Origin of the sequence: Nocardioides sediminis (assembly GCF_003047295.1) — a bacterium.
GTDB lineage: Bacteria > Actinomycetota > Actinomycetes > Propionibacteriales > Nocardioidaceae > Nocardioides > Nocardioides sediminis.
In genome coordinates, this window is record NZ_PZYZ01000004.1 from 72883 (window position 1) to 97530 (window position 24648).

Here is a 24648-nt window from a genome sequence, read left to right on the forward strand (position 1 = left end):
GGTCATCTGGAGAGATGGAGGTCGTCCAGGGGCGGGTCGTGCTCGGGCTGTTCGCTGCCTCGACGCTGCTCCTGTCCGTCGGTGTCCTCCTGTGGCTGCTGGAGAGCCATGGCGCCGCCGAGGTGTCGTGGGTCGTCGGCACGGCCGTCGGCCTGGTCGTCGCCCTCGTCTCGACCGCCGGTGCCGCGCGGCGGCACCGGCCGACGGTCGACGTCATCGCCCTGCTCGCCCTGGGTGGAGCGCTGGCTGTCGGGGAGTACTTCGCCGGCGCCATGATCACCACGATGCTCGCGACCGGCCAGCTGTTGGAGTCCCGTGCCGAAGCGCGCGCGCGTCGCGAGCTGGGCCTGCTCCTGGAGCGCTCGCCACGCACCACCCACCGGAGGGGCGCCGACGGGCTGGTGGAGATCCCCGTCGACCAGGCCGTGCCCGGAGACACCCTCGTGGTGCGCACCGGGGAGGTGGTCCCGGTGGACGGCCGGCTGCTCACCGCGGCCACCCTCGACGAGTCGGCGCTGACCGGGGAGCCGCTACCCGTGGACCAGCCGGCCGGCGGCATCGTGCGTAGCGGGGCGGTCAACGCCGGGACGGCCTTCGACCTGGTGGCGACCGCGACCGCGGCCGAGTCCACCTACGCCGGTCTGGTTCGCCTCGTCGAGCAGGCGCAGGCGTCGTCCGCGCCCTTCATCCGCCTTGCCGACCGGCTGGCGGTGGTCTTCGTCCCGCTGACCCTCCTTCTTGCCGGCGGCGCATGGGCACTGGCCGGCGACCCGGTCCGCGCCGTGGCCGTGCTGGTCGTCGCCACCCCGTGCCCACTCCTGCTCGCGGCCCCGATCGCCTACATCTCCGGGCTCGCACGAGCCACCCGCATCGGGGTGGTCATCAAGGGTGGCGGGATCCTGGAGCGCCTCGCGGCTGCTCGCGTCATCATGTTCGACAAGACCGGAACCCTGACCCGCGGCCGGCCCGAGCTCGTCGGCGTCGTCACGGCGGACGACGACCTCACCGCCGACGAGCTGCTGCGCCTGGCAGCATCGCTGGACCAGATGTCCCCGCACGTCCTCGCCACCGCGATCGTCTCGGCCGCCACGGCACGCGGGCTGGTCCTGGTCCTGCCCACCCACGTGGTCGAGCACCACGGGTCCGGGGTCCGGGGCGTCGTCGACTCACGCGAGGTCGCCCTGGGCAAGCGTTCCTGGGTCGTTCCCGAACCGGCCCCGAGCTGGGCGCAGCGAGTACGGCGCCGCGCCAGCCTGGACGGGTCGATGACCGTGTTCGTCTCCGTCGACGGCCGGCCGGCCGGGGCGTTCCTCCTCGAGGACGTGGTCCGACCCGATGCGCCCCGGATGATCCACGGCCTGCGTGAAGCCGGGATCCGGCGCGTGGTCCTCATCACCGGGGACCGGGAGGACAGCGCCGAGACCGTGGGCCGGATCGTCGGGACCGACGCCGTTCGTGCCGACTGCAGCCCCGCGGAGAAGCTCGCGCTGATCGAGGCGGAGCGTGCGGAGGACGTCGTGATGATGGTCGGCGACGGGGTCAACGACGCCCCGGCGCTCGCCGCCGCCGACGTCGGCGTCGCCCTGGCCGCACGCGGCTCGACCGCCTCCTCGGAGGCGGCCGACGTGGTGCTGACGGTGGACCGGGTGGACGCCCTCGCCGACGCCATCCTGATCGCCCAACGGTCCCGTCGCATCGCCCGGCAGGCCGTGGGCATCGGGATGGGTCTGTCCCTGGTCGCCATGGCCGCAGCCGCAGCGGGCTTCCTGCCCCCGGCGGTGGGCGCCGTGCTCCAGGAAGGCATCGACGTCCTGGCGATCGGCCTGGCCCTCCGGGCGGTGCTGCCCGGTCGGACCCACACCGTGGTCCTCCCTCCGGCGGACGTGACCATCGGCCACGAGCTCCTGGCCCAGCACGAGGCCTCCCTCCCGATCGTGGAGGAGATCCGGGCCGTCGCGGACCAGGTCAGCACCCAGGAACCGGACGTCGCTCCGGTCCGCCGGCTCCTGGTCCGGCTGCGCACCGACCTCCTGACCCACGAGCGCGCCGACCAGTCCCAGCTGGTGCCCCTGGTGGCCCGCGCCCTCGGCGAGACCGCGACGCACGCGCTCACCCGGACCCATGCCGAGATCGAGCACCAGGTCGCGCGACTGGCACGCCTGCTCGACGACATCCCCGGGGACAGCGCCCGACCGGAGGACCTGGTCGAGGTCCGCCGACTGCTCTACGGCCTGTACGGCGTGCTGCGCCTCCACAACGCGCAGGAGGACGAGACCGCACACAGCCTGCTTCCCCCGCGACCGACCGTGCCCCGCGACGGGCGACGTCCGGGAGGTGGAGACGTCCCGTGATCCCCACCCGCCGCAGCCGACGCCGGGCGCTGGCGCTGCTCGACCAGCTGCGTGACGAACGCGGCCGGCAGGTGATGCTGGTGTCGCACTGCCTGCTCAACCAGAACACCCGCTATGCCGGCGGCGCGACCCGCCCGGCCGCGATCACCGAGGCGGTCGACGAGCTCGTCGGCGCCGGCTACGGCCTCCATCAGCTCCCGTGCCCCGAGCAGCGCGCCTGGGGCGGTGTGCTCAAGAGGCACAGCCTGGGGCTCCACCACTCCGAGGGCCGACCACTCTTCGCCGTGCGAGGCGTGCTGCTGGGAGCATTCGCGGCCTGGACCCGCCTCAAGTACAGGCGCCTGGCGCGGCAGGTCGTCCGGGACGTGGTCGACTACCGGCGGTCGGGCATCGACGTGGTCGGCATCGTCGGGATCGGCGCATCACCGTCCTGTGGTGTCACGACCACCCTGGATCTCCACGCGTCGCTGGACGTGCTCGCCGCCTGTCCGGCCGCCGCACTGACTCGCGACGTCATGAACGAACAGGCCGTCCTGGGGTGCCGCCGACCCGGCGAAGGCATGTTCATCCAGGCGCTGGACCGTCGACTGGCACGTCGACGAATTCGCCTGGACGCGTTCGAGCACGACCTCGCCCGCGAGCTGCGAGGCGAGCCCCAGACTCTCCTGACCTCCCGACCCGCACGGACGCTGGGTGCCCCGCCGGGTTGACCTCGGGCGGGGGGATCAGTGGTCGTGGTCCTCCTCGACCAGGTCGACGACCTCGCGACCCGGCGAGACCGAGCCCGGGGTGAGGACCGGACCGTCGGTGCGGGCCTGGTAGCGGCCGCGGTACTTGGTCAGGCAGCCCTTGGACGCGCCCAGTGACCTGAGCCCGGCGAGGTCACCCGCCTCGTAGCGCGAGTAGTAGCCGCCCACGTTGGGCGACCGGTTGCCCGGGTGCATGATCTGGACGTCGTCGGCGAAGTGGTCGAGGCCGAACGCGTGCCCGAGCTCGTGGATCAGGACGAGGCCCATCGGCTCGGTCGTGGGATGGTCCATGACCATCGGGTACTCCGCGCCGTAGGCCATGTTCATGGTCACGCCCGGCTTGGCGATCCGCCAGGTCGGCCGCTTGCTCTTCTTCAGCTGGGCGATCGGGGCCCGGCCGGTCCCACCGACGCCGACCGCGCCGACCAGCGCGGGGTCGAGGTCCTGGTGGGACCACGCGATGACCAGGTCGGTGCCGCTCGGGTGGCGGTCACCGCGGATCGGGACGGCCGTGGTCGTGCCGACGTACTTGGACTTGAAGCCGGTGGCCCGCTCGAGCAGCTTCATCGCCTCCAGCGTGACCGGCACCGCGCCGGGACCTCCAAGGCCGGGGTTGATCCGGTACTTGATGGTCTCGCAGGGGTTCCAGCGGAACGTCAGGCCCTGGCCGGAGAAGGGGAGGTACGCCGAGGTCGAGCCGCGCGGGGTCCACGGGACGCCGACGCTGAACTTCTTGGCCTTGAACGCCTTGGCGCCGAAGCGCTTCTTGCGGGGGACCAGCACGCGGAGCGTGTGCGCGCCGTACCAGTCGAAGGAGCCGGTGAACGTGTACTTGCCCTTGCGCTTGGTCTTCGTCTTGTCGATGGTGTGCCAGCCGTCGGCCCACTTGACCTGCAGCGCGACCTTGCGTCGCTTGGGCCCGGAGGCCTTGCCCTTGATGGCGTAGCCGGAGGTGCCGGCGATCCAGCTGGTGGTGCCGTAGGACACCTTGCCCTTGGTGCGCTTCGCCGCGGAGGCCGGCGAGGCGGCGAGGCTGGTGAGGATCAGGGCGAGCGCGGCGAGGAGTGCCACGCCTCCCAGGCGAGATCGGTGCGTCATGAAGTCCCCTCGTGGTGGTCTCGATCTCCTGCCTTGTGCCACCGGTGCGCGTCGCGCAAACCCCGCGGGCCGATACTGGTCGCCATGTCCGGACCAGCCGACGCCGCCAGGAGGCTGGTGGCGGACCGCCGACGCCTCAAGAACGTCCTGGTCGTGGGCTTCCTCGTGGTGCTGCTCAACCTGCCGCTGGCCCTGTCGTGGTGGACCAACCTGCGCGTCGAGAGGGCCGGGGTCGACGTCACGACGACGGTCACCGCCGCCCGCAACCTGGGCACCGGCGAGGAGCCGCGGTGGTGGGTCAGCTGGCGCTTCCCCGAGGAGGTCGACCCCGAGCAGGGCACCTGGGCCGCCGAGGTCGACCGGACGACCTGGGAGGACGCCGAGCGCACCGGCACGCTGACGGTCCGTGTCCTGGAGGGCGAGCCCTCGCGCCACACCGCGGAGGGAGAGGTACGCAGCCTCGCCGGGCTGTGGACCACGCTCGTCGCCGACGCGGTGCTGCTCGCCGTGCTGCTGCTCGTCCGGCGGTCCCGCCGCCGACCCATCCGGAGCGGCGAGGAGTCCGAAGGAGGGACATGACCTCCCTGGGCGACTTCAAGGCCACCGGCATCGACGGCACCGAGACCGACCTCGCGGCGTACGAGGGACAGGTGGTGCTCGTCGTGAACACCGCCTCCCAGTGCGGGTTCACCCCGCAGTACCAGGGGCTCCAACGGCTCCAGGACGAGTACGGCGACCGCGGCTTCACCGTGCTCGGCTTCCCGTGCGACCAGTTCGGGGGCCAGGAGCCCGGCACCGAGGCGGAGATCGCGTCCTTCTGCGAGCGGAACTACGGCGTCGACTTCCCGCTGTTCGCCAAGGTCGACGTCAACGGCGACGAGGCGCACCCGCTGTTCACGTGGCTGCGCCAGGAGAAGTCCGGGCTGCTCGGCGGTGCGGTCAAGTGGAACTTCACCAAGTTCCTGATCGGCCGCGACGGCCGGGTCGTCGACCGCTTCGGACCCACCACCAAGCCGGAGAAGATCGGCGCCGACATCGAGCGGCTCCTCTGACGCCGTCTCACGGCAGCGAGGTGACTTGCCCGTAACCTCCGCGGGGGGAGAGGGTCGTCCCCATGGCCGCCACCGCATCGTCGTACTCCATCACCATGCGGTTGCACACCGCGCCGGACCACGGCGTCGTGGGCACCGTCGCGACGACCATCGCCGAGGGCGGCGGCGTGGTCACCGCGATCGACGTCGCGGAGTCCCGCCACGACCGCCTCGTCGTCGACGTGACCTGCTCGGCCTCCGACGAGACCCACTCCAAGGAGCTCGTCCACGCCGTGGAGGGCCTCGCGGGCGTCGTGGTGCACAAGGTCAGCGACCGTACGTTCCTGCTGCACATCGGCGGCAAGATCTCGGTCGAGTCCAAGGTGCCGCTCCGCACCCGTGACGACCTGTCGATGGCCTACACCCCCGGCGTCGGCCGGGTCAGCATGGCGATCCACGACAACCCCGACGACGTCCGCCGGCTCACCATCAAGGGCAACTCGGTCGCCGTGGTCACCGACGGCTCGGCCGTGCTGGGCCTCGGCAACATCGGCCCCGGCGCCGCGCTCCCGGTGATGGAGGGCAAGGCGGCGCTCTTCAAGCGGTTCGCCGACATCGACGCCTGGCCGATCTGCCTGGCCACCCAGGACACCGACGAGATCGTGCGTGCCGTCGAGATGATCGCCCCGGGCTTCGGCGGCATCAACCTCGAGGACATCGCGGCGCCGCGCTGCTTCGAGATCGAGCGCCGGCTGCGGGAGTCGCTGGACATCCCGGTGTTCCACGACGACCAGCACGGTACGGCGATCGTCGTGCTCGCCGCCCTGACCAACGCGCTGCGCTGCGTCAAGAAGGACCTCGGCACCGTGCGCATCGTGGTCTCGGGCGCCGGTGCCGCCGGCACGGCCATCGTCACCCTCCTGCTCGCCGCCGGCGCGGGCGACGTCGTGGTGGTCGACCGCGAGGGCGCGCTGTCGGCGGACGACTCGACCCTCTCGCCCGCCCACCGGGAGCTCGCCGCGGCGACCAACCCGCGTCGTGCCACCGGCAGCCTGCACGACGTGCTGGTGGATGCGGACGTCTTCATCGGCGTGAGCGCGCCCGGGATCCTGGCGCCCGAGTGGATCGACGACATGGCCGACGAGGCGATCGTCTTCGCCCTGGCCAACCCCGACCCGGAGGTCGACCCGGCCGAGGCCGGCAAGCGGGCCGCCGTGGTGGCCAGCGGCCGCTCGGACTACCCCAACCAGATCAACAACGTGCTGGCCTTCCCCGGCGTCTTCCGCGGCCTGCTCGACGCCCGGGCGGAGGACGTCAGCGTGGACATGCTGCTCCGCGCGGCCGACGCCATCGCGCGGGTGGTGACCGACGAGGAGCTGCACGCGGCCTTCATCATCCCCAGCGTCTTCCACCCCGACGTCGCCAAGAAGGTCGCCGCCGCGATCAGCGGCAAGGAGTCCTGACCTCGACGCCGAGGGGGTGCGGGTCACTAGGGTGTCCTGACGCCGGCTGACCGGCCGGCGCCCACGGGGAGGACCACATGAGCAACGACGGCACCAGCACGCCCGACGACCCCTACGGCACCGGGCCCACCGGTGGCCAGCCGCCGGCGCCCGGGCAGCAGCCGGGACAGCAGCCGGGCCGGCCCGACTACGGCCAGCCCGACTACGGGCAGCAGGGCCAGTACGGGCAACCGCAGTACGGCCAGCCGCAGTACGGCGAGCCCGCGGCGTACGGGCAGGGCGGGTCGCCCTACGGGCAGCAGCCCTACGGCGCGCCGCAGCCGCCCGCCGAGCAGCCCGGCTCGATCCGCACGGCGGTCATGCTGATGCGCGTCGGGGCGCTGCTGTCGCTGCTCAGCCTGCTGACGACCTTCCTCTTCCGTGACCAGATCCGGGACCAGGTCGAGCAGACCCTGGAGGACCAGGGCACCACGATCACCGCCGACACCGTCGACGCGGCCGTGGCGGTCGGCACGGCGTTCGCCGTCTTCTTCGGCCTGATCGGTGTCGGGCTGTGGCTGTGGATGGCGTGGGCCAACGGCCGGGGCAAGGGCTGGGCGCGGATCGTGGCGACGGTGCTCTTCACGCTGTCCGCCGTGTCGTTCCTCTTCTCCTTCACCCAGCCCCAGCCGCTGCTCAACACGGTCCTCGGGCTGGTCAACCTGGTGCTGGGCGCCGCGATCGTCTTCCTGCTCTGGAAGCGCGAGTCGAGCGCCTACTACGCCGCCATGTCCGGCGCGCGGGCGCGCTGAGCCCGCCGGTCAGGCGCTGACCCGACGGGGCCACCAGAAGCGGTCCCCGAGGGTCAGCGCCAGCGCCGGGACCAGCACCGTGCGCACGACCAGCGTGTCCAGCAGCACGCCGATGCAGATCACCGTGCCCAGCTGGGCGAGGACCACCAGGGGCAGGACGCCCAGCACCGCGAACACCGCGGCGAGCAGGATGCCCGCGCTGGTGATGACCCCGCCCGTGGCGGTCAGCGCGCGCAGCATGCCCTGGCGGGACCCGTGCTCGGCCGCCTCCTCGCGGGCCCGCGTCACCAGGAAGATGTTGTAGTCGACGCCGAGGGCGACCAGGAACAGGAACGCCAGCAGCGGCACCCCGGAGTCCAGTGCCTCGAAGCCCAGCGGCCCGGTGAAGAGCCACCAGGACACGCCCATGCTCGCGGCGTACGTCGCCAGCACCGTCGCCACCAGCAGCACCGGCGCCACGACCGCCCGCAGCAGCAGGAGGAGCGCGCCGAGCACCAGTGCCAGGATGAGCGGGAGGATCAGCTGCCGGTCGCGCTGGGCGCTCTCGCCCTGGTCGATGGCGGTCGCCTCGGTGCCGGTGACGTGCGTGTCGTCGAAGGGCTCGACCGCCTCGCGGATGGCCAGCACGGTGTCCTGCGCCTCGTCGCTGCTCGGCTCGGCGGTGAGCACGGCGTCGATCTGCGCGATACCGTCGCCCTCCTGGCTGATCGCGGCCGTGCCGACGCCGTCGACGCCCTCCACGGCGGAGAGGACCTCGTCGGGGGTGTCGCGGGTGAGGACCTGCGCCGGGTCGGACACACCGGCCGGGAAGGACTCGCCGATGCGCTCGGAGGCGGAGATCGCCTCGGGCTCGACGAGGAACTGGTCGGCCTGGTCGAGGCCGGTGTCGATGCGGAAGACACCGACGGCCATCACGGCGAGCAGCACCAGGGTGCCGGTGACGAAGGCCATCGGGCGCCGGGCCACGCGGGCGCCGACCTTGTGCCAGAGGGAGTCGGTGTCGACCAGGGCAGGCTCCCCGACGTGCGGGACGCGTGGCCAGAAGACCCACCGGCCGAAGAGCACCAGCGCCGCGGGCAGGACGAGCAGCACGAAGGCCGCTGCGATCACGATGCCGATGGCGCACGCGAGGCCGAGGCCGCGGGTCGTCGGGACGACGGAGAGCAGCAGGGTCAGCAGGCCGAGCACCACGGTGGTGGCGCTGGACAGGACGGCCTCGGCGGTGCGGCGTACGGCGACGCTCATCGCCACGTGCCGGGACTCGTGGCGGCGCAGCTCGTCGCGGTAGCGGGAGATGAGCAGCAGGGCGTAGTCGGTGCCGGCGCCGAACACGAGCACCGAGAGGATGCCCACGGTCGACTCGTCCCAGGCGACGTCGAGCACGGCCATGGCCTGGGTCGCCAGCACGGCCGCGAGGCGGTCCGCGAGGCCCACGACGGTGAGGGGGATCAGCCACAGGATCGGGCTGCGGTAGGTGATGAGGAGCAGCAGGGCCACGACCCCCGCGGTCACCAGCAGCAGGTTGGTGTCCGCACCCTCGAAGACGGCCGCGAGGTCGGCCTCGACGGCCGCCGGTCCGGTGACCTGGCTGGTCACCCCGTCCGGACGGTCCGCCTCGAGGGTGGCGCGCAGCTCGGTGACCTTGTCGGAGTTGTCGGTGGCGGAGGTCGACTCGACGGGTACGACGGCGATGGCGGCGGTGCCGTCCTCGGCCACCGTCACCGGGCCCGTCGGTCCGGCGGGGACGGCACCGAGGGCCTCGGCCTGCCGGCCGAGCTCGGCGGCGGCGTCGCGGGGGAGCTCGCCCTCGTCGCTGGTCCACAGCACCACGGCCACCGACGCGTCCTCCTCGGGGAGCGCGTCGCGCAGCTCGGTGCCCAGCGTGCTGTCGTAGCCCTCGGGCAGGTTGTCCAGGCTGGTCCGCTCACGCTCGCCCTCACCGAGGCCGACGATCAGCGCCGCGGCGACGAGGAGGGGCAGCAGGGCGACGAGCCACGCCGTACGACGGCGCAGCAGCGGCGAGACCCGGGACGCCCGCTCGTCCGCACGGTCGCGGTCGCGGTCCCGGTCGCGTGGAAGGGTGGAGGTGGACACGACGATCTCCTTGCTGGCACGGGCGTGGAATAATCGTTCAGAACCTTAGTCGCTAAGTAGGTGAAACAAAATGCCGGACTCCCGGCCCGAGGTCGCACCGGCCACCGCGTTCGCGGACGCCTGGCAGCAGACCGGCAGCCTCGACGCGCTGCGCGAGCTCACGGACGCCGCGGCGCGGGTGCGGCCGGTCGTCGCCCGGCAGGCGCGGCTGAGCGAGTCGGAGCTGTCCGCGCTCGAGCACCTCGTGCGCGGACCCCTCGGCCCGGCCGAGCTCTCGCGGCTGCTCGAGGTCAGCACCGCCGCGGGCACCGGCATCGTCGACCGGCTGGCCGGCCACGGCCACGTCACCCGGGAGCCCCACGAGGGCGACCGGCGCCGGACGCGGGTGATGGTGACGCCGTCCGGGCGCGAGGAGGTGCTGCTGCGGCTGATGCCGATGTTCCGGTCGTTGCAGCGGCTCGACGAGTCCTTCGACGAGCACGAGCGGGCGATCGTGGAGCGCTACCTGCGGGGCGCGACCGAGGCGATGCGGGCGGTGACCGACCCGCCGACCGACCCGCCGACCGACCGGCCGGCGGACGGACCGGCGTGAGCCTCGCCGGGGCGCTGTCATGATCGCGGCATGACCGACGACACCACCGCTCCTGAGCGGTCGCCCGGTCCGGCCTCCCTGGGACCGGTGGCCGCGGGGGCCCTGGTCTTCGGCTCCTCGGCGGCCGTCCTCGTGGTCGAGCTGGTCGCGCTGCGCCTGCTGGCGCCGTACCTCGGACTGACCCTCGAGACCAACACCGTGGTCATCGGCCTGGCGCTCACCGCGATCGCCGCCGGCTCGTGGTGGGGTGGGCGGCTGGCCGACCTGGCGCCGGCGCGGCGGCTCATCGGGCCGCTGCTCCTGGTGTCGGGCGTGACCGTGGCCGCCACCCCGTTCCTGGTGCGCGGCGCCGCCGAGGCGTCGGACGGGTCGGCCCTCCTGCTGGTGGCCGGGCTGTCGGTCTTCGTGCCCGGGGCGCTGCTGGCGGCGATCACCCCGGCGGTGACCAAGCTGCGGCTGGCCACCCTGGAGGAGACCGGCACCGTCGTGGGACGGCTCTCGGGGATCGGCACCGTGGGTGCCGTGGTCGGCACGGTGGTCACCGGGTTCGTGCTCATCTCCCGGGTGCCGGTCACCGGGATCATGGTCGGGCTGGGGCTCGTCCTGGTCGTCGCGGCGGTCGCGGTGGAGGCGCGCCTGCGGGTGGTCCGCGGGGCCGCCGGCGCGTCGCTGGTGCTGGTGGCCCTCGGCGGGGTCGGCGGAGCGGTAGGCCCGGGCGGCTGCGACGTCGAGACGACGTACCACTGCGTCGTGGTCTCCGAGGACCCCGAGCGGCCGTCGGGACGGGTTTTGGTGCTCGACGGCCTGCGTCACTCCTACGTCGACGTCGAGGACCCGCGCCACCTGGAGTTCGACTACGTGCAGGCCATCGCCTCGGCGATCGACACGGCGCTCCCGGCCGGGCAGCCGGTGGAGGCCTACCACCTCGGGGCCGGCGCCCTCACCGTGCCGCGCTACCTCGACGAGGTCCGGCCGGGCTCGCGCAGCGTCGTCTCCGAGATCGACCGCGGGGTGGCCGACGTGGCCGTCGAGCGGGTCGGGGTCGAGACCGGCGAGGCCGTGCAGGTCCGGGTCGAGGACGGTCGCCTGGGACTGCGGCGGCTCGGTGACGACACCCGCGACCTCGTGGTGGGGGACGCGTTCGGCGGGGTGAGCGCGCCCTGGCACCTGGCGACCCGCGAGGCCGTCGCCGAGGTCGACCGGGTGCTGCGCGCCGACGGGGTGTACGTCGCCAACCTCATCGACCACGGCGCGCTGTCCTTCGCCCGGGCCGAGCTGGCCACCCTGGCCGGGACCTTCGAGCACGTCGCGCTCGCGGCCGAGCCCGCCACCGTCACCCGGGCCGAGGACGCCGGCGGCAACCTGGTCGCCCTCGCCTCGGACCGGCCCCTGGACACGGCCGCGTGGCAGGACCGCATCGACGAGCGCGGCACCGGCTGGCGGGTGATCGCCGGACGCGAGCTGGCGGCGTGGGTGGACGGGGCCGGGGTGCTGACCGACGACCTCGCGCCGGTGGACCAGCTGCTGACGCCCTACCCGACGCGCTGAGGCCTCACGCCTCCGTCGCCGCCCGGGTGGCGACCAGCGCGGCGCCGATGATGCCGGCCTTGTTCTGCAGCGTCGCCGGGACGATCTCGGTCCCGATGTCGATGAGCGGGCCGAACTTGTCCCAGCTCTTGCTCACCCCGCCACCGACGACGATCAGCTCGGGGGAGAAGAGGCGCTCCACGGTCCGGTAGTAGGTGGTGAGGCGGCCGGCCCACTCCTCCCACGACAGGTCCTCGGCCTCCCGGGCGCTGTTGGCCGCCCGGGACTCCGCGTTGTGTCCCTCCACCTCGAGGTGGCCGAGCTCGGAGTTGGGCACCAGGACGTGGTCGTGGATGAGGGCCGAGCCGATGCCGGTGCCGAGCGTGGTGACGATGACCAGGCCGCGGTGGCCGCGCGCCGCGCCGTACTCGACCTCGGCCAGGCCGGCCGCGTCGGCGTCGTTGACGACGTGCACCTCGCGGCCCAGGGCCTCGGTGAAGACGGCGTCCGCGTCGGTGCCGATCCACGAGTCGTCGATGTTGGCGGCCGAGCCGACCACGCCGTGGTGCACGACGGCGGGCACGGTGACCCCGACCGGCGAGGTCGAGACCGGGAACCGAGAGACGAGCTCGCGGAAGACGGCGGCGACCGCCTCCGGGGTCGCGGGCCGGGGCGTGGCGATCTTGGCGCGGTCGGCGGCGAACGCGCCGGCGTCCAGGTCGACCGGCGCACCCTTGATGCCGGTGCCGCCGAAGTCGATGCCGAGGGGGAGGTCAGTCATGGGCCAACCCTGCCCCAGCGGGTCGGTCCCCTCAACGGCGCCTCCCGGCCGGTCCGTTCAGTCGCCCACGAACGCGAGCAGCCGGGCGTGGAACGCCTCCGCGGCGGCGGCGTCGTACTCCCCTCGCAGCGACGGCTCGTTGAAGAGGTGCCCGGCGCCGGGGTAGGTGAAGAACTCCGGCTCGACACCCGCCCTCTTCATGTCGGCGGTGAACTCGGCGCGGACCTCGGGGCCGTCGTCGAAGGCGTCCTCCTCGCCGACGTGCTCCTGCACCGGTACGCCGGACGGCCACTCGCCGCCGCCGACCCACTGCAGCGGCATGGCACTGCCCATCACCACCACCCCCCGGGCGTCCTCGGGGCGCCGGAGCGCCACGTGCTGCGCCAGCGCGCCCCCGGCGGAGAACCCGACGGTGACGAAGGGGCCGTCCACGACACGGGACCGCCGCAGGGCCTCGGCCTCCAGCGCCTCGCCGTCGAGCGACTGCCGGTGCGCCATGGCCGGCTCGTAGGAGTCGAAGGTCCGCCCGTCGAGCAGGTCGACGACCTCGACGCGGTGCCCGGCCGCGCGGAGCCGCTCGACGGTGTCGGTGATGCCGGGGCGCACACCGAGGACGGAGGGAAGGACGAGGATGTCGGTCATGGCGCCCACGCTAGGGCGCCGCGGGGCCGCGGAAAACCACGAGCGGACGCGTCCCGTCCTCTGTCACCGTGGCGGCATGACGAACTCGTCCGGACCTCCGAGGCTCGGCGTCCCGCGCCACCTCGAGGGGCTCCGGGAGGCGGTGGTCGCCCTCGTCCGGAGCGCCGAGCGCGCCGGGCTGCGCGCGTCCGTGCCGACCACGCCCGACTGGACCGTGCGGCGCCTCGTCGCCCACCAGGGCATGGTGCACCGCTGGGCGGCCGCGACGATCCGGGGCGCCACCGCCGATCCGGACGCGTGGGAGCAGGAGGGCATCGACGCCACCGACCCGCTGGAGTGGCTGGAGGACGGCGCGATCGACCTGGTCGGGGCGATCGCGCAGGCGCCGGAGGACCTGGAGGCGCCCGTGTTCCTGCGGGACGCGCCGCCGCCGCGGGAGTTCTGGGCTCGGCGCCAGTGCCACGAGACGACGATCCACGCGGTCGACGCGTTGGCGGCCGCGCTCGGCCGGTTCCCCCGCGCGGCCGACGCCGGCTGGATCGCCGAGGAGGTCGCGCTGGACGGGATCGACGAGCTGCTCACCGGCTTCGTCACCCGACCCCGGTCCCGGCTGCGCTCCCCGGAGCCGCACCGCATCGTCGTACTCCCCGAGACCGGTGACCGGGGCTGGACCGTCGACGTCGGGCCCACGCCGGCCGTGACGACTCGGCTGGGTCCCGGCGAGCACCCCGACGGTGACTCGCTCCTCCGCGGCTCGGCCGTCGCGCTCTACCTGACGCTGTGGAACCGCAGCGACGAGGTCACGCCCTGCTCCGACGACGACTGGGACGCCACCTGGCGCGGCGGGGCCGGCATCACCTGGGCCTGAGGGACAGGTTTACAACCGCGCACCGCTTGTCAAGGCGCTTTACAGATCCTATGGTCTTGTAAACCCTCGACGGAAGGTGTCGACCATGAGCCCCGAGCAGTCGTCCGCCGGCACGGTCCCCCCGGGATCGACCGACGGCTGGACGGACAAGAAGCGCTACCTGTGGCTGATCGGGCTGGTGGTGCCGAGCCTGGCGTTCCTCGGCATCGGGCTGCACCGACTCACCGGCTGGGACGTGTGGTTCTGGCTGGGCCCGATCGTGATCCTCGGCGTCGTCCCGGCCATCGACCTCGTCGCCGGGCTCGACCGCTCCAACCCGCCGGACGACGTGATCGAGGCGCTGGAGAAGGACCGCTACTACCGCTGGATCACCTACCTCTTCCTGCCGATCCAGTACGCCGGGTTCGTCGGCGCGTTCTGGCTGCTGGCACACCCCGGGGCGGTCGGCGGCCTCGACACGCTCGACAGGATCGGGCTGGCGGTCTCCATCGGGTGCATCGGCGGAATCGGCATCAACACCGCCCACGAGCTCGGCCACAAGAAGGAGGCCAACGAGCGCTGGCTCTCCAAGATCGCGCTCGCCCAGGTCGCCTACGGGCACTTCTACATCGAGCACAACCGCGGCCACCACGTCCGCGTCGCCACCCCCGAGGACCCGGCCAGCAGCCGGCTCGGCGAGAGCTTCTACGCGTTCTGGCCGCGCACGGTCCTGGGATCGCTGAGGTCAGCCTGGCGGATCGAGAAGCGGCGCTACGCCCGCCGGAAGCAGCACCCGTTCCGGATCGGCAACGACGTGCTCAACGCGTGGCTGATGACCGCCGTCCTGTGGGGCGCGATGGTCGCGTGGCTCGGCGCCGGGATCGCGCCCTACCTCCTCCTCCAGGCCGTCGTCGGCTTCTCGCTCCTCGAGGTCGTCAACTACATGGAGCACTACGGGATGCTGCGCCGACGCGTCGGCGTCGGCGAGCGCCGGCGCTACGAGCGGGTGCTGCCGAGCCACAGCTGGAACTCCAACAACATCGCGACCAACGTGCTGCTCTACCACCTCCAGCGCCACAGCGACCACCACGCCAACCCGACCCGGCGCTACCAGGCGCTGCGCGACTTCGAGGAGTCGCCGGTGCTGCCGACCGGGTACGCCGGGATGATCGTGCTCGCCGTCGTCCCCGCGATCTGGCGCCGGGTGATGGACCCGCGCGTGGTCGCGCACTTCGGCGGCGACGTGAGCCGCGCCAACATCAGCCCGCGCCACCGGGAGCGCTACCTCGAGCGGTACGGCGCCCTCTCGGTCCACGTCGCCGGGGAGCGGGAGGACGTCGCGCCGGGACTCGTCGAGGAGGTGCTCGCCGCGCGCTGCCCCGGCTGCGGCTACACCTACGAGGTGGCCGCCGGCGACGAGCACGAGGGCTTCCCTGCAGGCACGGCGTGGGCCGAGGTGCCCGCTGACTGGTGCTGCCCCGACTGCGGGGTCCGCGACAAGGCCGACTTCGTGCCCGTCGACCCCAGCCGCGAGGTGGCCCCTACATAGACTCAGGCCCATGCCCACCCTGCGCGACCGGATCGTGTCCTCTGCCGTCGCGATGACCACCGAGGTGGGGTGGGCCAAGGTCACCATGGGCCGGCTGGCCGCGGCGTCCGGGGTGAGCCGGCAGACCGTCTACAACGAGATCGGCACCAAGGACGCGCTCGCCGAGGCGATGATCCTCGCCGAGCTCCAGCGCTTCCTCTCCGCGGTCGACGACGCCTTCGCCAGGCACCCCGGCGACATCGCCGAGGCGATCGAGGCGGCGGCGTACGACGTGCTGGTCCTGGCCAAGGACAACCCGCTGCTCAAGGCGGTGGTCAGCGCCACCCACGGCGCCGACACCGAGCTGCTGCCGCTGCTGACCACGCACGCCGGCACCCTGCTCGCGACGGCCAAGGCGGTGATCGAGGAGCGGATCGAGGCCTTCGAGCTCGGCCTGCCGCCGCAGCGGGTGGCCCCGGCGATCGACATGGTCGTGCGGGTCGTGCTGAGCCACATCATGCAGCCGTCCGGCTCACCGGGGGAGACGGCCGCCGACCTGGCGTGGATCTCCCGGCAGGTGCTCGGGGTCTGATCGGCCTCCGGTGCCCTAGCCTGCAGGGCGTGGGGGCGCCATCGGTCGAGTGGGGTACGCCGCGTGGCCGCGCGGTCGTCGCCGCCGCGACGCTCGGCTCGGGGATGACGTGGCTCGACGGCTCGGCCGTCAACGTCGCCCTCCGCACCATCGGCGAGGACCTCGACGCCTCGCTGGCGCAGCTGCAGTGGATCAACAACGGCTACCTGCTCATGCTCGCCTCCCTGATCCTGCTCGGCGGCTCCCTCGGGGACCGCTTCGGCCGGCGCCGGGTCTTCGTGGTCGGCACCGTGGTCTTCGCCGGCGCCAGCGTGCTGTGCGGGCTGGCACCCAACGCAGAGGTCCTCGTCGTGGCCCGGATCCTGCAGGGCGTCGGCGGCGCGCTGCTGACCCCGGGCAGCCTGGCGATGATCCAGGGCTCCTTCCGCCCCCGCGACCGGGCCAAGGCGATCGGCGCCTGGTCGGGGCTCGGCGGCGTGGCCGGGGCGGTGGGTCCGTTCGTCGGCGGCCTGCTGGTCGACCAGGCGAGCTGGCGCTGGATCTTCCTCATCAACCTGCCGCTGGCCGTGCTCACCGTGGTGATCGCGGTGCGCTGGGTGCCGGAGACGCGGGACCCCCACGCCCCCACGACCTTCGACTACACCGGCGCCGTGCTGGCCTCGCTCGCGCTGGGCGGGACGACGTACGCGCTCATCGAGTGGGGCGGGGCCGGCGCGCCGTGGGCAGCGGCGGCGGGCGTCCTCGCGGCCGTGGCCTTCGTCGCGCTGGAGCGCCGGGAGACGGCGCCGATGGTCCCGCCGGCCCTCTTCCGCGACCGCACGTTCAGCGCGAGCAACGCGATGACCTTCCTGGTCTACGCCGCCCTCGGCGCCGTGCTGTTCTTCCTCGTCATCCAGCTGCAGACCGTGAGCGGGTACGGCGCCCTCCAGGCCGGGCTGGCGACCCTGCCGATCACGGTGTGCATGCTCCTCCTGGCCGCCCGCGGCGGCGAGCTGGGCACCCGGCTCGGCCCGCGGATCCCGATGACGGCCGGGCCGCTCGTCATGGCCGTCGGGACCCTGCTGGTGATGGGGGTCGACGCCGACGTGAGCTACTGGGTCGACGTGCTGCCCGGCCTCACCGTCTTCGGCCTGGGGCTGGCGCTCATGGTCGCGCCGTTGACCGCCACGGTGCTCGCCGCCGCCCCCGACGACAACGCCGGCATCGCCAGCGGCATCAACAACGCCGTCGCCCGCGCCGGCTCCCTCATCGCGGTCGCCGCGCTGCCGGTCGCCCTCGGCCTCGGGGGCGACGCGTACGCCGACCCGGTCGCCTTCGACGCGGCGTACGGCGACGCGATGCTGGCCTGCGCGGCGCTCCTCGCGCTGGGCGGCCTGGTCTCGTGGTTCACGATCCCGCGGCGGCTGCCGGGGTGACCGGCCGGCGACCGGCAGGACTGGGACGGCGGCCATACCCTGAGACCCATGGGAGGGGAGCCATGACGCGAGTACGCCGCCTGCGCGGCGCAGCAGCGTCCGTCGCGCTCGCCCTCGCCCTGACCACCGCCTGCACCACCGGCGACCCGGTCGACGCCGCCGGCGAGCCGGAGGGGACGAGCAGCCCCGGGACCCGCCCCGCCGGCGAGACGACCGCCACCGACACGCCCGCCCCCGTCGCCGACCCCGATCACGCGGTCGACCCGCCGGGGAGGCGGACCGGCACCCTGGTCGGCCCGGACCTGCGCATCTACTCCAAGGAGCCCCTGAGCGACGAGCTGGTCGAGCGGATCGAGGGAAACCGCCGGGTCGAGCGCGTGGAGCGGATCTCGCTGGGTGACTTCGGCGTGCCGAACGGCGTCATCACCGTGGCGGCCGTCGACCCGGCGACCTACCGCAACTACACGCCGTACGCGAGCGCGGAGCTCCAAGAGGTCTGGGACCGGGTCGCCGGCGGCGAGCTGGCGATCGACAAGGCCGTCGGGCGCCGGCTGCAGGACGACGAGGGCTACCTCAAGCTCGGCAACGACAAGGACGCCGCCGAGCTGCACATCGGGGCCTTCGCCCCGCAGGTGCCGCAGGTCGACGCCGTGGTCAACGAGAAGTGGGGCGAGGACCTGGGCATCGAGTCGGGCAACGCGCTGCTCGTCCACACCGGCATCCACTCCCCGCGCGAGGTCCGCAAGGACCTCGTCCGGCTGGTCGGGGACGACGCGTCGGTGACGATCCTCGGACCCAACCTCAACCCGGGTGCCACCCAGACCGCGGTGCTCACCGGCGGCTCGGTGGCGGAGGCGGTCGGCACGTTCCGCTACACCGTGCTGGGAGCGGGGAGGATCGCGCCCGAGCAGTCGTGGGTGGACGCCAACATCCGCACCGAGCCGGTGCCCGTCCTCGGCTCGATGACCTGCCACCGCGTGGTCTTCCCGCAGCTGCGGGCCGCCCTGCTGGAGATCCAGCAGCGCGGCCTCGCCGACGAGATCAACCCCGACGAGTACGCCGGGTGCTTCTACCCGCGCTTCATCGCGGGCACCCAGCAGCTCTCGCTGCACTCCTTCGGCATCGCCTTCGACATCAACGTGCCGGGCAACCAGCGCGGCACCGTCGGGGAGATCGACCGCGACGTGGTGAGCATCTTCAAGCGTTGGGGCTTCGCCTGGGGCGGCGACTGGAGCTGGACCGACCCGATGCACTTCGAGATGAACGCGATCGTCGACCCCGAGTAGCCGGCGCTCAGTCGCGCAGCGGGTGCGCGACCTCGTCGGCGGGGAGCCGCGCCCACAGCACGGCGACCACGGCGACCACCACGGGCACGGTGCCGGCGATGAAGAAGGTGTTGCGCAGGCCGATGGCGTCGGAGACGGGGCCGGCGAGGGCCATCGAGACCGGCATCAGCGAGACGCTCACGAAGAAGTCGAGCGAGGCGACCCGGCCGAGCAGGTGCGGCGGCACCCGGCGCTGGAGCAGGGTGCCCCAGATGACCATCGGGAAGGAGAACAGCGCGCCCATCACGAGCGCGGCGGCGACGACGACCCACACCGACTCGGCCAGCGCGATCACCACGAAGGGCAGCGCGCCGACGCCCCAGCCGAGGTTCATCACCGTCAGGTAGCGGCGCGGCATCCGCACCGACGCCATCGCCAGCGAGCCGAGGGCGCCGCCGATGCCGAAGGCGGCCAGCACGTAGGAGTGGTCGCTGGGACCGCCGCCGAGCCGGTCCTTGACCAGGAACGGGATGAGCACCTCCAGCGGGCCCATCATCACCAGGATCATCAGCGAGGCGAACAGCAGCGTCGCCAGCAGCCACGGCGTGCGGACCATGTAGGAGAAGCCCTCGCGCATGTCGGCGACGGCGGCCCGCACCGGGTGGCCGGCGTGCGCCTCGTCCAGCGTGCGGCGTACGGGGGTCGAGGGGACCCGGCCCAGGAAGACCAGCGCCAGCGCGGACGACACGGCCGCGACGGTGAAGGCCGCCCCGGGCGAGGCCGCGGCGACGACGGCGCCGGCGACGGCCGGGCCGATCGCCTGGCCGATCGTGGGGCGCACCATCCCCTCGAAGCCGTTGACCGCCTGGAGGTCGGACTCGGGGATGAGCGCGGGCAGCCACGCGGAGTAGGCGGGGTAGTAGAAGGCCATGCCCATGCCGGTCACGAAGGTGACGCAGGCGAGCATCCACACGGCACCGAGGTCGGCCGCCGAGAGGAAGGCGACCAGCGCCATGCCGGCGGTCTCGACGAGCGCGACCACGAGCAGGATCGTCTTCTGCGGGACCCGGTCGGCCACGACGCCGGCCAGCAGGGCCGGGACCAGCACGCCGACGGCGCTGGCGGTCATCACGGTGGACAGCTGCCCGGGCCCGCCGTCGAGGCGGATGACCTCCCAGACGAGGGCGACGATCCACACGCCGCTGGCGAACGAGCTCGCCGCGAGTGCCAGCGCGAGCCAGCGATAGGCCGGGGTCCGGAAGGGCGTGAGGGCGCGCGGCAGCCGCCGGCCGACCTGCTGGTCGCCGACCGTGTCCTGCACCTGGTCGATCAGCGGGTCCGGCATGTCGCACAGTCTGACGGGAGGCACCGGCAGCGGACCACGCATTTCTTGCTGCACTGATTGCTCACGACCGGATGCTCGGCCCTCACGTGCACGTGAGGTCAAGGGGGATTCGTGCCCGGCGCCCAAGGACCGCGCGGGGCCCGCCCGCTAGCCTCCACGACCATGCGCGCAGTCCAGGTCGTCACGCCCACCGGTCCCCTCGACGTCGTGGTCAACGACGTCCCCGAGCCGACGCCCGGCCCCGACGACGTCCTCGTCGAGGTGCACAGCGTCGGGGTGTCGTTCCCCGACCTGCTGCTCAGCCGCGGCGAGTACCAGATGAAGCCCGAGCCGCCCTTCACCCTCGGCGTCGACTTCGCCGGCGAGGTCCTCGACCCGGGCAGCAGCGACCTCGCCGTGGGCCAGCGCGTCGCCGGCGTGTCCGGCTGGGGCAACGCCGCCGAGCGCGTGGCCTCGCCGAAGGCCTGGACGTTCCCCCTGCCCGACGTCTCGTCGTACGACGAGGGGGCGGCGCTGCCGATGAACTACCTGACCGCGCAGTTCGCGCTCCGGGACCGCGGCGGCATCCGTGAGGGCGAGACCGTGCTGGTCCACGGCGCCGCCGGCGGCGTCGGCACCGCGACCATCCAGGTCGCCAAGGGCTACGGCGCACGCACCATCGCCGTGGTCAGCACCGAGGAGAAGGCCGAGGTCGCCCGGGCCGCCGGCGCCGACGACGCGGTGCTGGTCGACGGGTTCAAGGACCGGGTCAAGGAGCTCACCGGCGGCCGCGGCGTCGACATCGTGCTCGACGTCGTCGGCGGCGACCTCTTCACCGACTCGTTGCGCTCCCTGGCCGAGCTGGGCCGGCTGCTGGTCGTCGGGTTCGCCGCCGGCCAGGGCATCCCGGAGGTCAAGGTCAACCGGCTGCTGCTCAACAACGTCGACGTCCGCGGCGTCGGCTGGGGCGCCTACGCGATGACCCGCCAGGACTTCATGCAGCGGCAGTGGGCCGAGCTGGTGCCGATGATCGAGAGCGGGGTGGTCCGCCCGCCCGTGGGCGCGACGTACGCCCTCGAGGACTTCGGGCAGGCGCTCGTCGACATGGACGAGCGGCGCACGCTGGGCAAGAGCGTCGTCCGGGTGCGCTGACCCGGTCCGGACACGCGGGCCGGGCTCGGTCGTCGGCCGCCGCGTTGACGGCGCCGGTTAGGGTCGGCTCCGTGAGCACCCTCGACGACGCCCGCCCGGGCATGAACCCTGACATCCGTCCCCAGGACGACCTGTTCGGCCACGTCAACGGGCGCTGGCTCGACGAGACCGAGATCCCCAGCGACCGCTCGAGCTGGGGTCCCTTCGTCCAGCTGGCCGACGCCGCCGAGCAGCAGGTGCGCGACATCATCACCTCGCTCGCCGAGACGCCGGCCGACCGGCTCGACGAGGACGCGCGCAAGATCGGCGACCTCTTCGCCTCCTTCATGGACGAGGAGCGGATCGACCGGCTGGGCACCCGGCCGATCCAGCCGCTGGTCAAGGCCGTCGAGGGCCTGCGCGACGTGCGCGACCTCGCCGCCTTCCTCGGCGAGTTCGAGCGCATCGGCGGTGCCGGCCTCTTCGGTTCCTACATCGACACCGACGACCGCAACTCCGACCGCTACCTCTTCCACATCACCCAGGGCGGGCTCGGCCTCCCGGACGAGAGCTACTACCGGGAGGACAAGTTCGCCGAGGTCCGCGAGGCGTACGTCGCCTACCTGACCAGGCTCCTCGGGCTCGCCGAGACCGAGTGGCTGGGCGACCCGGCGGCGGCCGCGCAGACGATCCTCGAGCTCGACACGCGCCTGGCCAAGGGCCACTGGGAGCGCGCGGAGACCCGCGACGTCCAGAAGACCTACAACCTGATGACCCTCGACGAGGTCAAGGAGCTCGCCCCGGCCTTCGACTGGGACGCCTACGTCACCAACCTCGGCGGCAGCAGCGAGACGATCGCCGAGTCCTGCGTCCGGCAGCCCTCCTACCTCGCGCACATGTCGACGGTGCTCGAGGAGGTCGACATCGAGCAGTGGCGTCCCTGGCTGCTCTTCCACGTGCTGCGCTCCGCGGCGCCGTACCTCCCGGACGCGTTCGTGCAGACCAACTTCGACTTCTACGGTCGCACCCTCAACGGCACCCCCGAGCTGCGCGAGCGCTGGAAGCGCGGTGTGGCACTGGTCGAGGGCGCCATCGGCGAGGCCGTCGGCAAGGTCTACGTCGAGCGGCACTTCCCGCCGGAGTCCAAGGCGATGATGGACGAGCTGGTCGCCAACCTGCTCCAGGCCTACCGCGTCTCCATCGAGGCGCTGGACTGGATGACCGAGGAGACCAAGCAGCGGGCCTACGAGAAGCTCGACACCTTCCGGCCCAAGATCGGCTACCCGGAGAAGTTCCGTGACTACAGCAACCTGCGGGTCAGCCCGGACGACCTGATGGGCAACGTGGCGGCGTCGGCAGCGTTCGAGACCGACCGCGAGCTGGCCAAGATCGGCTCCCCGGTCGACCGCGACGAGTGGTTCATGCTGCCGCAGACCGTCAACGCCTACTACAACCCCGGCACCAACGAGATCTGCTTCCCCGCGGGCATCCTGCAGAAGCCGTTCTTCAGCCCCGACGCCCACCCCGCGGAGAACTACGGCGGCATCGGCGCGGTCATCGGCCACGAGATCGGCCACGGCTTCGACGACCAGGGCGCGCAGTACGACGGCGCCGGCAACCTCAACGACTGGTGGACCGCGAACGACAAGTCCGCCTTCGAGGTCAAGTCCAAGGCGCTCATCGAGCAGTACGACGGCTTCGAGCCGCGCGCGCTGCCCGGCGAGAAGGTCAACGGCGCGCTGACCGTCGGCGAGAACATCGGCGACCTCGGCGGCCTCACCATCGGCCACAAGGCGTTCGTCATCGCTGCTCAGGCGGCGGGCGGCGAGGCCTCGGTCGAGGACCGGCGCAAGGTGTTCCTCAACTGGGCCTACTGCTGGCGCACCAAGCGGCGCAAGGAGCAGGAGCAGCAGTACCTCACCATCGACCCGCACTCGCCGCCGGAGTTCCGCGCCAACATCGTGCGCAACCTCGACGAGTTCCACGAGGTCTTCGAGACCGGGCCCGAGGACGGGCTGTGGGTCGAGCCGGACCAGCGGGTCCGCATCTGGTGACCGTGTCGTCGCCGTACGGCGTCCGCGGGCGGCGTGCGGCGACGGATCGGCCGGTCACGGACTGGCGCGCGCCCCTATGCTGACCTCCATGCGAGAGAAGGTCACCATCGACGGCGGGATCCTGGTCGGACACGACGGATCGAAGGCCTCGAGCGAGGCGGTGGCCTGGGCCTCCCGCCACGCCGCGCGGCTCGGCGTGCACCTGCACGTGCTGCGGGCGTGGAGCCTCACCAACGCACCCCGGCCGGCGAGCATGAAGCCCGGCTACGTGCCGCCGGAGAAGGACTTCGAGGAGGCGGTCCTCGCGCAGCTCGCCCGCGACGTGGAGGCGCTGCACCTGCCCCCCGACTGCACGGTGGACCTGCACGCCGCCCACGGGCAGTCCTCGGCCAAGCTCCTCGAGGCGGCCGAGGGCGCCGAGATGCTCGTCGTCGGACGCCGGGGCGCCGGGGGCTTCCGCGGCCTGCTGACGGGTTCGACCGCCGACCAGGTGGTGCGGCACTCGCCGTGCCCCGTTGTGGTCGTGCCGGTCAAGAACGGCGACTGACCCCGCGGTGGCCGGGCTCGACCTCAAGCCGGGCCACGACCAGGCGTCGTACGCCGTCCGCTGCGAGTGGGGGCCGGTCGGCGCCACGGCCGTGCCCGCCGACGTCGCGGTGGTCGTCGACGTGCTGTCCTTCACCACCACGGTGGCGGTCGCGGTCGAGAGGGGGATCGACGTCCTGCCGTTCCGCTGGCGGGACTCCCGCGCCGTGGAGCACGCCGCGTCCCGCGACGCGCTGCTGGCCGTCGGCCGTCTCGAGGCCCGCGAGCAGGCCGGGCAGGTGAGCCTCTCCCCGGCCGCGATGGCCGGGGTGCGCGACGTGGAGCGGGTCGTGCTGCCCTCGCCCAACGGCTCGACGATCACCTGGGCCTTGGCCGGCACCGGCGCCCGGGTCGTCGCGGGGTCGCTGCGCAACGCCGCTGCGGTGGCCGACCACCTGGCTCCGCTGCTGCGCGGGGGCGCCACCTGCGTCGTCGTACCGGCGGGGGAGCGGTGGCCCGACGACACCCTGCGTCCCTGCGTGGAGGACCTGTGGGGCGCCGGCGCGATCCTGTCCGCGCTCGCGGACCGCGGGGTCGAGGGACTCAGCCCCGAGGCCCGGGCGGCGACGCACGCCTGGGCGGGCGCCCGGCTGCCGGTCGACCTGCACGACTGCGCCGGGGGACGCGAGCTGGCGGCGGCCGGGTTCGCCGACGACGTGTCGATGGCGGCGGAGGTCGACGCCGCAGACGTCGTGCCGGTGCTGGAGGGCGAGGTCTTCAGGGACGCCCGCCACTGACCGGGACCCGCGTCCCCGATCCGGGCGACGTACGTCGAGAGCCCCCACGAG

Annotated in this window: 22 protein-coding genes; 17 read left to right on the plus strand and 5 right to left on the minus strand. The window is 73.0% G+C overall.

Annotated elements, in window-relative coordinates; all coding sequences use genetic code 11:
- Positions 1-14: 14 nt before the first annotated feature.
- Positions 15-2351, plus strand: a complete 2337-nt coding sequence (locus DAI17_RS11050; protein ID WP_107772986.1) for a heavy metal translocating P-type ATPase — start codon at positions 15-17, stop codon at positions 2349-2351.
- Positions 2348-3061 carry a 2-thiouracil desulfurase family protein gene (locus tag DAI17_RS11055; RefSeq protein WP_107772987.1) on the plus strand — a complete coding sequence of 238 codons (714 nt, stop codon included), beginning with the start codon at positions 2348-2350 and terminating at the stop codon, positions 3059-3061. The genes DAI17_RS11050 and DAI17_RS11055 overlap by 4 nt, the downstream gene beginning before the upstream one ends.
- A gap of 15 nt (positions 3062-3076) precedes the next feature.
- Here DAI17_RS11055 and DAI17_RS11060 read toward each other — a convergent pair whose 3' ends face one another.
- On the minus strand, positions 3077-4198 hold the full coding sequence (locus DAI17_RS11060; RefSeq protein WP_159081484.1) for a zinc metalloprotease: 1122 nt from the start codon (positions 4196-4198) through the stop codon (positions 3077-3079).
- An 84-nt stretch (positions 4199-4282) separates the two neighbouring features.
- Between DAI17_RS11060 and DAI17_RS11065 the strand changes: the two genes are divergently transcribed.
- From DAI17_RS11065 to DAI17_RS21720, 4 genes are all read left to right on the plus strand, one after another.
- A complete protein-coding gene (locus DAI17_RS11065; RefSeq protein WP_159081485.1) occupies positions 4283-4777 on the plus strand; it encodes a hypothetical protein in 495 nt (164 codons plus the stop codon).
- Positions 4774-5250 (plus strand): glutathione peroxidase, encoded by a 477-nt coding sequence (locus tag DAI17_RS11070; protein ID WP_107772990.1) that lies wholly within the window; start codon positions 4774-4776, stop codon positions 5248-5250. Before DAI17_RS11065 ends, DAI17_RS11070 begins: the two co-directional genes overlap by 4 nt.
- Positions 5251-5312: 62 nt before the next feature.
- Positions 5313-6692, plus strand: coding sequence for an NAD-dependent malic enzyme (locus DAI17_RS11075; RefSeq protein WP_107772991.1), 1380 nt, complete (start codon positions 5313-5315; stop codon positions 6690-6692).
- A 77-nt stretch (positions 6693-6769) separates the two neighbouring features.
- Complete coding sequence (locus DAI17_RS21720; RefSeq protein ID WP_199905074.1) at positions 6770-7483, plus strand: hypothetical protein; 714 nt, start codon at positions 6770-6772, stop codon at positions 7481-7483.
- Positions 7484-7492: 9 nt separating this feature from the next.
- Here DAI17_RS21720 and DAI17_RS11085 read toward each other — a convergent pair whose 3' ends face one another.
- Positions 7493-9577 carry an MMPL family transporter gene (locus DAI17_RS11085; RefSeq protein WP_234412449.1) on the minus strand — a complete coding sequence of 695 codons (2085 nt, stop codon included), beginning with the start codon at positions 9575-9577 and terminating at the stop codon, positions 7493-7495.
- 70 nt (positions 9578-9647) lie between these two features.
- On the opposite strand from DAI17_RS11085, the gene DAI17_RS11090 reads away from it, so the two are divergent.
- Positions 9648-10169, plus strand: a complete 522-nt coding sequence (locus DAI17_RS11090; RefSeq protein ID WP_107772992.1) for a MarR family winged helix-turn-helix transcriptional regulator — start codon at positions 9648-9650, stop codon at positions 10167-10169.
- Positions 10170-10199: 30 nt separating this feature from the next.
- The gene (locus tag DAI17_RS11095) at positions 10200-11717 is read left to right on the plus strand and encodes a fused MFS/spermidine synthase (protein WP_107772993.1); all 1518 of its coding nucleotides are present in this window, start codon (positions 10200-10202) and stop codon (positions 11715-11717) included.
- A 4-nt stretch (positions 11718-11721) separates the two neighbouring features.
- On the opposite strand, the gene ppgK is transcribed toward DAI17_RS11095, so the two are convergent.
- Together ppgK and DAI17_RS11105 are read right to left on the minus strand one after the other, a co-directional pair.
- Positions 11722-12477 carry a polyphosphate--glucose phosphotransferase gene (gene ppgK, locus DAI17_RS11100; RefSeq protein ID WP_107772994.1) on the minus strand — a complete coding sequence of 252 codons (756 nt, stop codon included), beginning with the start codon at positions 12475-12477 and terminating at the stop codon, positions 11722-11724.
- A 57-nt stretch (positions 12478-12534) separates the two neighbouring features.
- Positions 12535-13119, minus strand: a complete 585-nt coding sequence (locus DAI17_RS11105; protein ID WP_107772995.1) for a dienelactone hydrolase family protein — start codon at positions 13117-13119, stop codon at positions 12535-12537.
- Between the two features lie 76 nt (positions 13120-13195).
- Here DAI17_RS11105 and DAI17_RS11110 point away from each other — a divergent pair, with 76 nt between their 5' ends.
- From DAI17_RS11110 to DAI17_RS11130, 5 genes are all read left to right on the plus strand, one after another.
- Positions 13196-13987: a maleylpyruvate isomerase family mycothiol-dependent enzyme gene (locus tag DAI17_RS11110; protein WP_107772996.1), complete on the plus strand. Its 792-nt coding sequence runs from the start codon at positions 13196-13198 to the stop codon at positions 13985-13987.
- An 85-nt stretch (positions 13988-14072) separates the two neighbouring features.
- Positions 14073-15515 carry a fatty acid desaturase gene (locus DAI17_RS11115; protein ID WP_107772997.1) on the plus strand — a complete coding sequence of 481 codons (1443 nt, stop codon included), beginning with the start codon at positions 14073-14075 and terminating at the stop codon, positions 15513-15515.
- Positions 15516-15525: 10 nt separating this feature from the next.
- Positions 15526-16086 (plus strand): TetR/AcrR family transcriptional regulator, encoded by a 561-nt coding sequence (locus DAI17_RS11120; protein ID WP_107772998.1) that lies wholly within the window; start codon positions 15526-15528, stop codon positions 16084-16086.
- Positions 16087-16115: 29 nt separating this feature from the next.
- Positions 16116-17501, plus strand: a complete 1386-nt coding sequence (locus DAI17_RS11125; protein ID WP_199905075.1) for an MFS transporter — start codon at positions 16116-16118, stop codon at positions 17499-17501.
- A 62-nt stretch (positions 17502-17563) separates the two neighbouring features.
- Positions 17564-18787 (plus strand): M15 family metallopeptidase, encoded by a 1224-nt coding sequence (locus tag DAI17_RS11130; protein WP_107772999.1) that lies wholly within the window; start codon positions 17564-17566, stop codon positions 18785-18787.
- A gap of 7 nt (positions 18788-18794) precedes the next feature.
- Here DAI17_RS11130 and DAI17_RS11135 read toward each other — a convergent pair whose 3' ends face one another.
- Positions 18795-20111 (minus strand): MFS transporter, encoded by a 1317-nt coding sequence (locus tag DAI17_RS11135; RefSeq protein WP_107773000.1) that lies wholly within the window; start codon positions 20109-20111, stop codon positions 18795-18797.
- A 162-nt stretch (positions 20112-20273) separates the two neighbouring features.
- On the opposite strand from DAI17_RS11135, the gene DAI17_RS11140 reads away from it, so the two are divergent.
- The 4 genes from DAI17_RS11140 (at position 20274) to DAI17_RS11155 (ending at position 24597) form a co-directional block, all read left to right on the plus strand.
- On the plus strand, positions 20274-21242 hold the full coding sequence (locus DAI17_RS11140; protein ID WP_107773001.1) for an NADPH:quinone oxidoreductase family protein: 969 nt from the start codon (positions 20274-20276) through the stop codon (positions 21240-21242).
- A 71-nt stretch (positions 21243-21313) separates the two neighbouring features.
- Positions 21314-23275: a M13 family metallopeptidase gene (locus DAI17_RS11145; RefSeq protein ID WP_107773002.1), complete on the plus strand. Its 1962-nt coding sequence runs from the start codon at positions 21314-21316 to the stop codon at positions 23273-23275.
- An 88-nt stretch (positions 23276-23363) separates the two neighbouring features.
- Entirely contained in the window at positions 23364-23822 is a 459-nt protein-coding gene (locus DAI17_RS11150; RefSeq protein WP_199905076.1) for a universal stress protein, read from the plus strand.
- A 7-nt stretch (positions 23823-23829) separates the two neighbouring features.
- Complete coding sequence (locus DAI17_RS11155; protein WP_107773004.1) at positions 23830-24597, plus strand: 2-phosphosulfolactate phosphatase; 768 nt, start codon at positions 23830-23832, stop codon at positions 24595-24597.
- The last annotated feature ends 51 nt before the right edge of the window (positions 24598-24648 follow it).

Excerpts from the sequence above, each read along its gene's own strand:
- DAI17_RS11050 (WP_107772986.1), top strand. The coding sequence starts at position 15 with ATGGAGGTCGTCCAGGGGCGGGTCGTGCTCGGGCTGTTCGCTGCCTCG.
- DAI17_RS11060 (WP_159081484.1), bottom strand. The coding sequence starts at position 4,198 with ATGACGCACCGATCTCGCCTGGGAGGCGTGGCACTCCTCGCCGCGCTC.
- DAI17_RS11065 (WP_159081485.1), top strand. The coding sequence starts at position 4,283 with ATGTCCGGACCAGCCGACGCCGCCAGGAGGCTGGTGGCGGACCGCCGA.
- DAI17_RS11070 (WP_107772990.1), top strand. The coding sequence starts at position 4,774 with ATGACCTCCCTGGGCGACTTCAAGGCCACCGGCATCGACGGCACCGAG.
- DAI17_RS11075 (WP_107772991.1), top strand. The coding sequence starts at position 5,313 with ATGGCCGCCACCGCATCGTCGTACTCCATCACCATGCGGTTGCACACC.
- DAI17_RS21720 (WP_199905074.1), top strand. The coding sequence starts at position 6,770 with ATGAGCAACGACGGCACCAGCACGCCCGACGACCCCTACGGCACCGGG.
- DAI17_RS11090 (WP_107772992.1), top strand. The coding sequence starts at position 9,648 with ATGCCGGACTCCCGGCCCGAGGTCGCACCGGCCACCGCGTTCGCGGAC.
- DAI17_RS11095 (WP_107772993.1), top strand. The coding sequence starts at position 10,200 with ATGACCGACGACACCACCGCTCCTGAGCGGTCGCCCGGTCCGGCCTCC.
- ppgK (WP_107772994.1), bottom strand. The coding sequence starts at position 12,477 with ATGACTGACCTCCCCCTCGGCATCGACTTCGGCGGCACCGGCATCAAG.
- DAI17_RS11105 (WP_107772995.1), bottom strand. The coding sequence starts at position 13,119 with ATGACCGACATCCTCGTCCTTCCCTCCGTCCTCGGTGTGCGCCCCGGC.
- DAI17_RS11110 (WP_107772996.1), top strand. The coding sequence starts at position 13,196 with ATGACGAACTCGTCCGGACCTCCGAGGCTCGGCGTCCCGCGCCACCTC.
- DAI17_RS11115 (WP_107772997.1), top strand. The coding sequence starts at position 14,073 with ATGAGCCCCGAGCAGTCGTCCGCCGGCACGGTCCCCCCGGGATCGACC.
- DAI17_RS11120 (WP_107772998.1), top strand. The coding sequence starts at position 15,526 with ATGCCCACCCTGCGCGACCGGATCGTGTCCTCTGCCGTCGCGATGACC.
- DAI17_RS11130 (WP_107772999.1), top strand. The coding sequence starts at position 17,564 with ATGACGCGAGTACGCCGCCTGCGCGGCGCAGCAGCGTCCGTCGCGCTC.
- DAI17_RS11135 (WP_107773000.1), bottom strand. The coding sequence starts at position 20,111 with ATGCCGGACCCGCTGATCGACCAGGTGCAGGACACGGTCGGCGACCAG.
- DAI17_RS11140 (WP_107773001.1), top strand. The coding sequence starts at position 20,274 with ATGCGCGCAGTCCAGGTCGTCACGCCCACCGGTCCCCTCGACGTCGTG.
- DAI17_RS11150 (WP_199905076.1), top strand. The coding sequence starts at position 23,364 with ATGCGAGAGAAGGTCACCATCGACGGCGGGATCCTGGTCGGACACGAC.